Consider the following 11,547-nt stretch of genomic DNA (forward strand, 5'->3'; position numbering starts at 1 on the left):
CCTAACGGCTCAGGCAGCGTATCACGCCAAAATTTTTCGTGCTATTTCCCAAAAATGCTCGCCAATCCACCAAGGATTGGCTGTGCTTTTTGGTTCATATCACAAAAAATTTTCTGGCGTGCTCCACCACCTGGAATTGTGCAGTATTGCCTTGAGAAATTGGCCAATATCGTGTAATATAAAAGGGTATGCGTGGTTTTTGCGCATACCCTTTTTTCAGTGATTTTACCGCTCCCGTGCCGCAAAAAGGCCGAGGGCCGAAAGGAAGATTGGATTCCATGCCGGAAGGCTATACTCACATCCGAACCGCCCGGGCGGCGGCGCGTCTGGCGAACATCGAACCCGCCGACGGCGCGGCTTTCGACTGCGGTGCCAACGGGCCGGACATGCTGTTCTGCTACCGGGTCTGGCGCAAGAGCGCACGCCGGGGCGAGGACCTGCCCAAGATCGGCGACCGGCTGCATGGCGAAAACACCGGCGCTTTTCTGCAGGCGCTGCTGGAAAACGCCAAGACTCCGGCCCAGCAGAGCTACGCGATGGGCTTCTTGTGCCACTATGCGGCGGACTGTGCCCTGCATCCCTATGTGGTGATGATCACCAAGCCGGGCGCGGCCTATGGCATGCCGGGAGGCCACGGCTATTTTGAGATCGCGCTGGACAGCTTCCTTCATCAGAAGGATACCGGAAAAAGCGCGGTGTCGGTGAACGACAACACCCCCGCCCTGAGCGAGGAGGCCCTGGAGGGTGCCGCTGAGCTGTTGCAGGCGGGCATCCGGGCGGCGCTGGGGCTGACCGTGAGCCGCCGTGCGGTGAAGGACAGCTTTGCCCACACACGGCTGCTGCGCCGGCATTTCGTGAGTTCGCTGCGGATCAAATATGCGTTGTTCTGGCTGGTGGAGCCGCTGTTCGGCGGCCGGGGCTTCATCACCGGCCACATCACTCCCGCCCATCTCAAGGGGACCGGCAAGAACGAGACCCCGCTGCCGGAGGTTTGGGAGCATCCCTTCACCGGCGAGGAGCAGCAGGCCGATCTGGCCGCACTGCTGGAGCAGGCCGAGCGTACCGGCGCGGCGTATATGATGGCCGCCCAGGGCTACTGGCAGAGCAAGCTTCGGCTGGAAAAGGTGATGAGCGTCATCGGGTCCCGCAGTTATCTTTCCGGTCTGGAGGACGAAGTGAGCGCCCCGCAGCCGGAAGAGACCGAGGAGCCGGCCCCGGAGCCGGCGCAGCCGGAACTGCCGGAGCAGCCGGAGGTGCAGGAGCAGGAGCCGGAAGAGGCCGGGGAACCGAAATGGCAGGATATTGACATTTTCGATGAACTGGACCATAATAGTGTAGGTTAATGGATCGTAAAATACCGGCCCGCTGCGGGCCTGAGGTTTGAAAATAAAGTGAGGAAGAATGCTATGCTGAAACTGGAGCATCTGGCCTGGAGCATTCCGGGCGGCGAGAGCATCATCAAGGACATCGATCTGGAGCTGGGCGAGGGCAAGCTGGTGGTGGTCACCGGCCCCAACGGCGGCGGTAAGACCAGCCTGGCCAAGCTGATCGCCGGTGTGGAGACCCTGAGCGGCGGCCGCATCATTTTTGACGGCGAGGACATCACCGATATGGACGTGACCCAGCGGGCCAAGAAGGGCCTGGCCTACGCCTTCCAGCAGCCGGTGCGCTTCAAGGGGCTCACCGTGCGGGATATGCTGGAGCTGGCCGCGGGTGAACCGCTGAACGAGGGCGCGCTCTGCGCGCTGATGGGCAAGGTGGGCCTTTGCGCCAGCGAATACATCGACCGCGAGTTGAACGCCAGCCTCTCCGGCGGCGAGATCAAGCGCATCGAGATCGCCAGCGTGCTGGCCCGCAAGGCTAAGCTGTCCATCTTTGACGAGCCGGAAGCCGGCATCGACCTGTGGAGCTTCGCCCGCCTGGTGGAGACCTTTGAGGAGCTGCGCGCCAAGAGCACCGGCACCCTGCTGGTGATCAGCCATCAGGAGCGTATCCTGTCCATCGCCGACGAGATCGTTGTGATCGCCGACGGCAAGGTGCGCCAGCACGGCCCCCGGCAGGAGATCCTGCCCCAGCTGCTGGCCAATGAACACGCGGTGCGCTGCCCGCTGGAAAAGGAGAGTGCGATCGTATGAACCAGATCACCGACGAACTGCTGCGCCTGATCTCCGCCAACCCCATCGACGGAAAGAGCGCTTTCAACATCCGGGAGGACAGCCAGTGCGCTGGCCGCCAGTCCACCGAGAATATCTCCATTGAGAACAAAGAGGGTGCGCCCGGCATCGTGATCCGGGTCAAGCCCGGCACAAAGGGCGAGACCGTGTACATCCCCGCCTGTGTGACCCACGCCGGTGTGGACGATCTGGTCTACAACGACTTCTACATCGGCGAGGGCGCCGATGTGACCGTGCAGGCCGGCTGCGGCGTGCACAGTGAGGGTGAGGAGCAGGCCCGCCACAACGGTATTCACCGTTTCTTTTTGGAGAAGAACGCCAAGGTGCTGTATCTGGAAAAGCACATCGCCACCGGCAGCGGCACCGGCGAAAAGCGCATCGATCCGGTGACCGACATCGAGCTGGCCGAGGGCGCCAGCCTGGAGATGGACACCGTGCAGCTGGGCGGCGTGACCAGCACCACCCGCAAGACCCGCGCGGTGCTGCAGAAGGACGCCCGTCTGGTGGTGCGTGAGCGCATCATGACCGACGGCGACGAGTACGCCCGCACCGATTTTGTGGTGCGCATGGAGGGTGAGGGCAGCGCCTGCGACCTGGTGAGCCGCAGCGTGGCCCGGGGCAACTCCCGCCAGGAGTTCTACTCCACCATTAAGGGCAACGCTCCCTGCACCGGCCATTCCGAGTGCGATGCCATTCTGGCCGAGAACGGCAAGGTGCTGGCCCAGCCCGGTCTGGAGGCAAACCATGTGGACGCTCAGCTGATCCACGAGGCTGCCATCGGCAAGATCGCCGGTGAGCAGCTGCTCAAGCTGCGCACCCTGGGCCTGACCAGCGAGGAAGCCGAGGAGAAGATCATCCAGGGCTTCCTGAAATAATCTGCTTTTTAAAATACGCCGGGAGAGATCCCGGCGTATTTTTTTGTGCCCTGGGTTTTCCACAGAGAATGCCTGCTTCCGTGGAAAACTAAGCCGGGAACATACAGAACCGCCCGGGAAAAACTTCCCGGGCGGTTCTGCCGTTTGAAAAAGAAGATTGGAAGAAATCTTGGGGAAATGCTTCGTCTGAAAACTGGCGGCAGCGGTTATCCGGCATGCCCCGAATCGGGGGTGTTCCGGTCCGGTGCGGGGTGGCTGCAATGTCCGCCCGCGTGGCGGCAGCTGCCGGAACACCCGGCACAGCCGCCGGAGCAGCCGCAGCAGCCGCCCTTGCCGCCAAAATGCTTTTTGGTGGCAACAATGGCCAGCACCAGCAGCACCGCAACGATGGCAAGCACGATCCAATCGGCAGGATTCATAAAAGCACCTTCTTTCCGCCGCGGCGCATGCGGCTCATTTTTTGAAGTGTTTTTTCAGCCAGTCCGCCAGGCGGAACAGGCCCATGGCCGCAAAATAAAGCGCCAGAAACGCGGCCAGCACATAGAACATGGAAACAGACGGTTCACCCATGGCTTACGCGGCAGCCTCCACCGAACGCCGGGCGTAGACCCGGTTTGCCTTGTAGGGGTCCGGACGGAACAGCAGGAACAGAATGACCGCCAGCACCGCCAGGGCGATAAAGGTCCAGGGGTTCACGGCCACCTGACCGGCGGCCAGACCGCCCAGCTGGTAGACGATGAGCGCCACCGCATAGGCGAAGATGTTCTGATACAGGATGGCGAACCAGAACCATTTGCGGTCCTGCATCTCCTTGGCCATGGTGGCGATCGCCGCCAGGCAGGGGCTGTTCAGCAGGTTGAAGACCAGGAAGGAGAAGCCGGCGGCTGCGCAGGGGAACCAGGTGCCCACGGCGGCGGCAACCGCGCCGGTATCCTCCACCAGATCCTCGGATACGTTGGCCAGCACGCCCATGGTGGTAACGATGGCCTCCTTGGCGGTGAAGCCGGAGATGGAGGAAGCCACGGGCTGCTGCATCAGCACGGTCTTTGCGCTGGGCATGTGGTAGGCGGGCAGCTCCATCACGAAGGGGGCGGGCTTGCCGGAGAAGGGCTTGGTCTTTTTGAGCATGATGGCCGACACCAGCACCGCGCCGATGCCGATCACGTACATCACAGGGCCCAGGTTTGCCGCCAGCAGCTTGTTGCCGGTGGCCTGGCCCGCCATCACCGCGCTGAGCAGAGCGATGACCGGTAGCTTCGCGCCGCAGGGCACGAAGGTGGTGGTCATAATGGTCAGGCGGCGGTCGTTGTCCTGCTCGATGGTCTTGGAGGCCATGATGCCGGGCACGCCGCAGCCGGAGGAGATCATCAGGGGAATGAAGCTTTTGCCGGAAAGGCCGAAGTGGCGGAAGATCCGGTCCATCACGAAGGCAATGCGCACCATATAGCCGCAGTCCTCCAGAATAGAGAGGAAGAGGAACAGAATGGCCATCTGGGGCGCGAAGCCCAGAACCGCGCCCACGCCGCCGATGATGCCGTCCACCACCAGGCTGATGAGCACATCGCTCACGCCTGCATTGGTCAGCAGGTCACCCACCATGCCCTGAATGCCGCCCACAAAGGTGTCGTTGGTCCAGTCGGTGACCCAGGTGCCCACGGTAGACACCGAAACAAAGTACACTGCCCACATGATCACCAGGAAGATGGGCAGGCCCAGCACCCGGTTGGTCACCACCCGGTCGATCCGGTCGGACAGGCTCATCTGCCCGGCGGGCTTCTTCACGGTGGCGTGCACCAGGCCCTGAATGTGACGGTAGCGCTGGTCGGTGATCACCGCCTCCACATCGTCGTCATATTCCTTGGCAATGGCATCGGACAGGGGCTTGTAGGCATTGTCCGCGTCCAGATGCAGCTGCTCCAGCACCTTGGCGTCCTGCTCCAGCAGCTTGATGGCGTACCAGCGCTGCTCCTGATCCGGTACACCGGCGGGCAGATTGGCGCAGACTTCGCTGATCTTTTCCTCAATGGCCTTTTCAAAAATGGCTCCGGGGCGCTTGACCTGGCGGCTCTTGGCCAGCTTTACGGCCTCGGCCACCACCTCCTTCAGGCCGGTGCCCTTCAGGGCGCTGGTCTCCACGATGGGGCAGCCCAGCCGCAGCGAAAGATCGGCCACATCAATGTGGATGCCATTCTTCTTCACCAGGTCGCTCATGTTCAGCGCCACCACCACCGGGATGCCGGTCTCAATCAGCTGGCCGGTCAGGTAAAGGTTGCGCTCGATGTTGGTGGCATCCACCAGATCGATGATCACGTCCGGGCGGTCGTTCAGAATGTAATCCCGGGTGACCACCTCTTCCAGAGTATAGGGGGAAAGGGAGTATACGCCGGGCAAGTCGGTCACATCGACCATCTCGCCCTTTTTGCCGGTCTTCAGCTTGCCGGTCTTCTTCTCCACGGTAACGCCGGGCCAGTTGCCCACGTATTGGTTGGCGCCGGTCAACGCGTTGAACATGGTGGTTTTGCCGCAGTTCGGGTTGCCGGCCAGTGCAATGGTGATTGCCATAGCTGTGATTTCCTCCTCCAGTTGCGGTTCGCTTGAGCAAACCTAAATTAGTTCAAACTAACCATTGGGCGAAAAAAATGACCGCGCCGCGTTATGCGGTCACCGGGTCAACATCCACGCAGGCAGCGTCCGCCTTGCGCAGCGAAAGCTCGTAGCCCCGCACGGTGATCTCCACCGGGTCGCCCAGAGGGGCCACCTTGCGAATGTGGATCTCGCTGCCCTTGGTGATGCCCATGTCCATGATGCGGCGCTTGTAGGCGCCCTCGCCGTTGATGCGGCGCACGGTCACCCGGGTGCCGACTTTTGCATCCTGTAAGGTCATGCTCAATTCTCCTCCTCAAAGCTCCGGCCGCCAAGGCAGCCGGCGTATCGTGAACAGTCGGCAGGCAGAGCCCGCCGCCGTTTACACATAGATATGCAGGGCCTGTTCCTGGTTGATGGCGATGCGGGCGTCCTTCACATGGACGATCACATCCCCCTGGAGCTGGTTGATCAGCGTAACGCTGACTCCCTCGTGGAAACCCAGCGCCCGCAGATGGGCGCGTACCTCGGAATTGCCGCTGAGCCGCCGGACCACATAGGACTGACCGGCCGTTGCCATAGAGATGGGCATCATAACGCATCCTTTCCTTTATGGATTGCACCCGCTGCGGGTGCAGAAGCTCTCTCGGAGTTAGACTCTGCTAACTGCAATACAAGGTTAGCACTGCCTAACAGGTTTGTCAAGAGATTGACGCAAAATTTTTTGCCCGGGCAAACAAAAAGCCCCATGCATGCGGCATGGGGCGAAGGATAGGTTCAAAACGCAAGGAGAAATCAGGCCATCTGGGGCAGAAGCTCCAGATATTTCTGCCGGTATTCCTCCAGCAGCTGGTTGTATTCCGGGTTGACTCCGGCATGCAGGGCCTGCTTGCGGGCGTGGGCATCCACATCCAGCTCATTGCCCACCAGACGGCCGGCGATGTTGGAGCAGTGATCGGATACGCGTTCCGCGTTGGTGATGATGTCCAGGAACACGATGCCGGCCTCCAGCTCGCACCGGCCGGCTTTCAGCCGCAGGATATGACGTTCCCGCATGGCAAAGCAGATCTGGTCCACGGTTTCCTCCAGCGGCTCTACCTGCTGGGCCTTGGCCAGGTCCGCGCCGGAAAAGGCCCCGGCAGTCAGCTGCAGGATCTCTTTCACTGCCCGGTACAGCAGCTCCAGCTCCTGCCTGGCAGCGGAGGAGAAGTGCAGCTCCCGGTCCTGCACCCGCTGGGCGCATTCCAGAATGTTGATGGAATAATCGCCGATCCGCTCGTATTCACCGATCAGCTTGAGCAGCTCGGTGATCTGGCGGTTTTCGTTTTCGGTCAGCTCCCGGTCGCCGATCTTCACCAGATAGTCGGAGATGGAAACCTCCATCTTATCCAGCAGATCCTCGCGGGTCTGGATGTTCTGAGTTACCTCATCGTTGTAGTGTTCCAGCTGGCCGAAGGCTTTGCAGAAATTGGTAGAGGCGCGGCTGCCCATCTTCTCCACCGCGGCCCGGGCTTGCTGCAGGGCAACGGCGGGGCTGGTGAACAGGCGCTCGTCCAGCACCGGCAGCGACAGATCCTGGGCATCCTCAGCCCGCTCGGGAATTGTCTTTTCTGCCAGCCAGGCCAGCGCCCGGGTGAAGGGCATGAACATCAGGGTGACCAGCACGTTGAACAGGGTGTGGAAATTGGCGATGTCGCCCTTGTTCATCACCTGATCCCAGAAGGGGAACAGGCCCACGGCCTTCAGACCGTAGACGCCTACCAGAAAAACGGTGGTGCCGATCACGTTGAAGTAAAGGTGCACGATGGCACTGCGCTTGGCGCCGGTGGAGGCGCCGATGGAAGCAATCAGCGGGGTGGAGCAGGTGCCGATGTTCTGGCCCAGAATGATGGGGATAGCGCTGCCCCAGGTGATGGCGCCGGTGGTGGACAGTGCCTGCAGGATGCCAACGCTGGCCGAGGAGGACTGAATGGCCACCGTGACCAGTGCACCGGCCAGCACGCCCAGAATGGGGTTCTGCAGGCTGGAGAACAGCTGTACGAAGAAGGGAGAATCGCGCCCGCGAAGGCCACCAGCGGGCTGAAGGTGCTGGGCTTGAGCATGGTGAGCAGCCAGCCGCCGCCGGAAATGTCCGAAAGACGGATCAGCTGGCCGGTGACGGTGGTGCCGATGTTGGCACCCATGATTACGCCGATGGCCTGGGGCAGGGTGAAGATGCCGGAGTTCACCAGGCCCACGCAGATGACGGTGGTACCGGCCGAGGATTGAATCAGGCCGGTGATCACCGCGCCCAGCAGCACTGCCCGGGGGACCGAGCGGGTGAGCCGCTGCAGAACGCCTTCCAGCTTGCCGCCGGCCAGTTTTTCCAGGCCGGCGCCCATGATGGACATGCCGTACAGAAACAGCGCGATGCCGCCGGCCAGATTGATCACATTGAAAATGGTCATAGAACACAGACTCCTGAATATTTGTGATGTGTGTATACCATTGCCCATTATACCATTTTTTTGTCGGTTCGGGCCGGAAAAAAGCGAAATATTCTACCCGGATTTTACACAATTAGGGTAGAAAATCACATCTTGGGCAAAAAATATCCCCTTCGCCGGAGGCAAAGGGGATTGGATACTGCTCAGTTTTCGATGAGTACGATCAGGGTAGCCCGGGCGGGCAGACAGGCGGCCCAGTCATCCTCCCGGCTCAGCCAGCCGAAGCCCTCGCACTTGTGGTCCGGGCAGAGGGAGTCCACAAAAGCGATGCGGCCATCCTCCACCTTCAGGTGGATGGTGTAGTAGCCGGTGTCGATGTCGTATTGAGCATCCTTGTTCAGAGGGATTTCCATTACGGTGTTGTCATCCCCATAGGTGAGTTCTGCCACACCGCCCGCTCCGCGGCCGCTGTTCATCCAGAACAGCACCCCGGCGATGGCCAGCAGCACCACCGCGAAAATCACATTGATCCAGATTTTTTTGGAACGCATGGGAGTAAAGCTCCTCTCGTCGGTCTTGGAAATTGCCTGCCCCGGATGGGCAGACACATTTAGTATAACAAAAAACGCCCCGGCCGAAAAGACCGAACTGCGGGATTTGGCGAAAGCTTGTTCCGGTGATATGATAGAGAATACACGAAAGGCCAAAAAGAAAGGGAAAAATAAATGAACAGGATCGAGGAGTATCTGAAAAGTGAACAAGGCTATGCAGGTCAGAATCGGGCGATTCCGGGAGAGCTGAAGCAGAAAGCGCAGAAGTTGTGCTGGGAATACAACCAGACTCCGCCGGACCCGCAGGTGCGGGCAGAGCTTTTGCGGCGGCTGCTGGGGACCTGTCATCCGCTCACCTTTATTGAGCCGTCCTTCCGGTGTGATTACGGCTTTAATATCCACACCCACGGCCTGGCCGTGATCAACTACAACTGCGTGATTTTGGATACCTCGCCGGTGCACATTGGGGCGGGGGCATTCATTGCACCCGGGGTGTGTCTGGCATGTGCCGGTCATGCGCTGGACCCGGAGCAGCGGGCGCAGGGGATCAGCACCTCCAAACCCATTACACTGGAGGAGAATGTGTGGATCGGGGCCAACGCGGTGGTGTGCGGAGGAGTGACCATCGGCAAGGGCTCGGTGATCGGTGCGGGCAGCGTGGTCACCCGGGATATCCCGGCGGGTGTGGTGGCTGCGGGCGTGCCCTGCCGGGTGCTCCGTCCGCTCACTGAGGAGGACCGGATCGCCCCGGCACAGATCGCGTTTTGACCATAAGGAAAATTTAAAAAGCATTCACGAAATCCAAAGAGTGCCATGCTATACTGGACAAAACAAGGGTTTGCCCAGAGGAGGAACGGCCATGGAATCTGGATTTTTATTCGGCGTTACCCTGATCGATGATGCACTGACTCCGCAACTGAGTCAGGTACTGGAGCGATGCACTCAGCTGGCATCCAGAAAGCGGCTGCCGGTTTTATGGAGGCTCAGTGACTGGTTGAACCGGGTGCCGAAAGCGGACCCGGAGGTGCTGAAAAAACGCCGAAAAAGAGAAGGTGTGCTGGGGGCTGTGCTGTGGGCCGTAAGCATGTTTTTGCTGGTTCCCTCGGTGATGGAGCCCAGGGCACTGACCGGTCCGCTGGTGCTGAGCGCTGTGGGCTTTCTGATGAGCTGCGCGGCCATGAAGAGCACAAAGAGAAGACTGATGGCGGGCTTGAACCTGGCCATGGGTGCCTTTTTGTGCCTGGGTGCGCTGCTGGCCTTTGAGGAACTGAAAGCACTGCTGGTGCCGGGCATCCTCTGCCTGGCGGCTGGCGTTTGGGCATTGGCCGGAAAGCGGCTGCGCTGGAAGGAATCCTGCTTTGACCGACAGGCCCGGGAGCTGGTGCGCCAGCGCGGAACAGTGACCAATCTGGAAAGTGCGCAGGTGGAGTTTACCGAAGAAGGAATGGTGCTGAGCGATGGTACGGATGTGGGGGCACAGTGCTTTGAGTATCCGGAGTTTTTCTTTGTAACCGAAACCGAGGCGCTGCTGGTGCCGGTGTGCGGGCAGCGGGCGGTTGTGCTGCAGAAAAAGGACCTGCGGGAAGGCTCAATGGAACAGCTGCGAGTGTTCTTGCAGGAGCGGGTCTCCTATGAGCGCCTGGAAACACAGATAAAATAAGGAAAAGAGGGAATCCGTATGGAATGGGAATGGCTGAGCGCGCAGGTCGCGCATCTTCCCGCCACAGAAGCACCACTCTCGGCGGACGTGGGCCTGGTGCGGACGGATGGAATGCTCTGGATCTATGATGTGGGCGCCGCGCCTGCGGCGGCTGCCGAAGTGAATGCACTGCCGGGAAAGAAAACGGTGGTGCTGTCCCACTTTCATCCGGACCATATGGGGAATCTGGAGCAGGTGGAATACGAAGCCTTTTATGGAGGGGCATTCACCTGCAAAAAGGCCGGCGATGGGATCGTGGTTTCCCGGGAGCTGTTTTTGCCGGAGGGAGTGCACCTGTTCCCGCTGCCTTCCGTCCATGCCAAAGGCTGTATCGGTATGGAGTATGCCGGCTACGCCTTTCTGGGAGATGCGCTCTATCCGGCGGTTAAGGCAGGGCAGGCGGTATACAATGTGAGCTTGCTGGCGCAGCAGCTGCAGGTGCTGAAGGGGCTGCGGGCGGAATGGTTTCTGGTCAGCCACAACAGACCCTTTGCGCACAAGCGGGATGAGGTACTTGCGCGGCTGGAGGCGCTGTATGCAAAGCGCGTGCCGGGGCAGACTTATTTACCGGCAGAACGGGATTAGAAAAAGAAAAAGGCTGCTGCATTTCAGACAGAAATGCAGCAGCCTTTGGAACATTGAATGGATGTTTCCGCACGATTCCCTTTCCAAAAGCCCGGGCAGGCAGTGGAAGTGAGTGAAAAGTGAAGAGTGAATAGTGAACAAGTAAAAACCCCGAATGCGATCGCATTCGGGGTTTTTGGTGCGCCCGGCGGGATTCGAACCCACGGCCTTTAGAGTCGGAGTCTAACGCGCTATCCAGCTGCGCCACGAGCGCACATCAATTGGTGCAGAAATTATATTATCATATTTTCAAGGCTTTGAAAAGGCTTTTTGCCAAAAAAGATGAAAAACTTTTCTGTATAAGATAAAGGAGGAATCATAAAGTAAGTCGAAAAAGGCGCTATATATTATAATACAATTATATGCAGAAGAAATGAGCCTATACGAAAAAACAGAAAGAAAATTGAAAAAGGTGTTGACATGTGGTCGGCGGTGTGGTATTATAATCAAGCTGTCGCGAGAGACAGCAAGCCGCTGAAAAGCTAATAAAATATTTCAAAAAAGTGCTTGACAACAAGAACTTGATGAGATATAATAAACAAGCTGTCCCGCGAGGGAGAGCGGCACAGGACCTTGAAAATTGAACAATATCGAAGCTTGAACGGAACCTTATCG

12 protein-coding genes, 1 tRNA gene and 1 pseudogene are annotated in these 11,547 nt (G+C 59.4%); 6 read left to right on the top strand and 8 right to left on the bottom strand.

All coding sequences use genetic code 11. The features are described from left to right. The first annotated feature begins 278 nt into the window (after window positions 1-278). From J7G73_RS05165 to J7G73_RS05175, 3 genes are all read left to right on the top strand, one after another. A complete protein-coding gene (locus tag J7G73_RS05165) occupies window positions 279-1,343 on the top strand; it encodes a zinc dependent phospholipase C family protein (protein ID WP_158097561.1) in 1,065 nt (354 codons plus the stop codon). 63 nt (window positions 1,344-1,406) lie between these two features. Next, window positions 1,407-2,135, top strand: coding sequence for an ABC transporter ATP-binding protein (locus J7G73_RS05170; protein ID WP_291245490.1), 729 nt, complete (start codon window positions 1,407-1,409; stop codon window positions 2,133-2,135). Beyond that, window positions 2,132-3,049 carry a SufD family Fe-S cluster assembly protein gene (locus J7G73_RS05175; RefSeq protein WP_087295485.1) on the top strand — a complete coding sequence of 306 codons (918 nt, stop codon included), beginning with the start codon at window positions 2,132-2,134 and terminating at the stop codon, window positions 3,047-3,049. Before J7G73_RS05170 ends, J7G73_RS05175 begins: the two co-directional genes overlap by 4 nt. Window positions 3,050-3,255: 206 nt before the next feature. Here the strand turns inward: J7G73_RS05175 and J7G73_RS05180 are convergent, their stop codons facing one another. The 7 genes and pseudogenes from J7G73_RS05180 to J7G73_RS05210 form a co-directional block, all read right to left on the bottom strand. Then, on the bottom strand, window positions 3,256-3,468 hold the full coding sequence (locus J7G73_RS05180) for a FeoB-associated Cys-rich membrane protein (protein WP_291245491.1): 213 nt from the start codon (window positions 3,466-3,468) through the stop codon (window positions 3,256-3,258). A 154-nt stretch (window positions 3,469-3,622) separates the two neighbouring features. After that, window positions 3,623-5,611, bottom strand: coding sequence for a ferrous iron transport protein B (gene feoB, locus J7G73_RS05185; RefSeq protein WP_291245492.1), 1,989 nt, complete (start codon window positions 5,609-5,611; stop codon window positions 3,623-3,625). 91 nt (window positions 5,612-5,702) lie between these two features. After that, complete coding sequence (locus J7G73_RS05190) at window positions 5,703-5,933, bottom strand: ferrous iron transport protein A (protein WP_087184926.1); 231 nt, start codon at window positions 5,931-5,933, stop codon at window positions 5,703-5,705. Between the two features lie 81 nt (window positions 5,934-6,014). Further along, a complete protein-coding gene (locus J7G73_RS05195) occupies window positions 6,015-6,227 on the bottom strand; it encodes a FeoA family protein (protein ID WP_242956178.1) in 213 nt (70 codons plus the stop codon). A gap of 200 nt (window positions 6,228-6,427) precedes the next feature. Continuing rightward, a complete protein-coding gene (locus J7G73_RS05200) occupies window positions 6,428-7,633 on the bottom strand; it encodes a Na/Pi symporter (protein WP_291245493.1) in 1,206 nt (401 codons plus the stop codon). Between the two features lie 107 nt (window positions 7,634-7,740). Beyond that, window positions 7,741-8,127: pseudogene (locus J7G73_RS05205) on the bottom strand (Na/Pi symporter); the annotation flags it as partial. Window positions 8,128-8,261: 134 nt separating this feature from the next. After that, entirely contained in the window at window positions 8,262-8,609 is a 348-nt protein-coding gene (locus J7G73_RS05210; protein ID WP_291245494.1) for a NusG domain II-containing protein, read from the bottom strand. Window positions 8,610-8,783: 174 nt separating this feature from the next. Between J7G73_RS05210 and J7G73_RS05215 the strand changes: the two genes are divergently transcribed. The 3 genes from J7G73_RS05215 (at window position 8,784) to J7G73_RS05225 (ending at window position 10,893) form a co-directional block, all read left to right on the top strand. Further along, entirely contained in the window at window positions 8,784-9,377 is a 594-nt protein-coding gene (locus J7G73_RS05215; protein WP_291245495.1) for a sugar O-acetyltransferase, read from the top strand. Window positions 9,378-9,468: 91 nt separating this feature from the next. After that, window positions 9,469-10,269 carry a hypothetical protein gene (locus tag J7G73_RS05220; protein ID WP_291245496.1) on the top strand — a complete coding sequence of 267 codons (801 nt, stop codon included), beginning with the start codon at window positions 9,469-9,471 and terminating at the stop codon, window positions 10,267-10,269. Window positions 10,270-10,287: 18 nt separating this feature from the next. Next, complete coding sequence (locus J7G73_RS05225) at window positions 10,288-10,893, top strand: MBL fold metallo-hydrolase (RefSeq protein ID WP_291245497.1); 606 nt, start codon at window positions 10,288-10,290, stop codon at window positions 10,891-10,893. A 176-nt stretch (window positions 10,894-11,069) separates the two neighbouring features. Here the strand turns inward: J7G73_RS05225 and J7G73_RS05230 are convergent. Next, window positions 11,070-11,146: transfer RNA gene (locus J7G73_RS05230), tRNA-Arg, on the bottom strand. Between the last annotated feature and the right edge of the window lie 401 nt (window positions 11,147-11,547).

It is taken from the genome of Allofournierella sp. (genome assembly GCF_017889395.1).
Lineage (GTDB): Bacteria > Bacillota > Clostridia > Oscillospirales > Ruminococcaceae > Allofournierella.

Coding starts and splice junctions, on each gene's coding strand:
- J7G73_RS05225 (WP_291245497.1), top strand. CDS start 10,288: ATGGAATGGGAATGGCTGAGCGCGCAGGTCGCGCATCTTCCCGCCACA.
- J7G73_RS05175 (WP_087295485.1), top strand. CDS start 2,132: ATGAACCAGATCACCGACGAACTGCTGCGCCTGATCTCCGCCAACCCC.
- J7G73_RS05195 (WP_242956178.1), bottom strand. CDS start 6,227: ATGATGCCCATCTCTATGGCAACGGCCGGTCAGTCCTATGTGGTCCGG.
- J7G73_RS05220 (WP_291245496.1), top strand. CDS start 9,469: ATGGAATCTGGATTTTTATTCGGCGTTACCCTGATCGATGATGCACTG.
- J7G73_RS05190 (WP_087184926.1), bottom strand. CDS start 5,933: ATGACCTTACAGGATGCAAAAGTCGGCACCCGGGTGACCGTGCGCCGC.
- J7G73_RS05165 (WP_158097561.1), top strand. CDS start 279: ATGCCGGAAGGCTATACTCACATCCGAACCGCCCGGGCGGCGGCGCGT.
- J7G73_RS05180 (WP_291245491.1), bottom strand. CDS start 3,468: ATGAATCCTGCCGATTGGATCGTGCTTGCCATCGTTGCGGTGCTGCTG.
- J7G73_RS05215 (WP_291245495.1), top strand. CDS start 8,784: ATGAACAGGATCGAGGAGTATCTGAAAAGTGAACAAGGCTATGCAGGT.
- J7G73_RS05170 (WP_291245490.1), top strand. CDS start 1,407: ATGCTGAAACTGGAGCATCTGGCCTGGAGCATTCCGGGCGGCGAGAGC.
- feoB (WP_291245492.1), bottom strand. CDS start 5,611: ATGGCAATCACCATTGCACTGGCCGGCAACCCGAACTGCGGCAAAACC.
- J7G73_RS05210 (WP_291245494.1), bottom strand. CDS start 8,609: ATGCGTTCCAAAAAAATCTGGATCAATGTGATTTTCGCGGTGGTGCTG.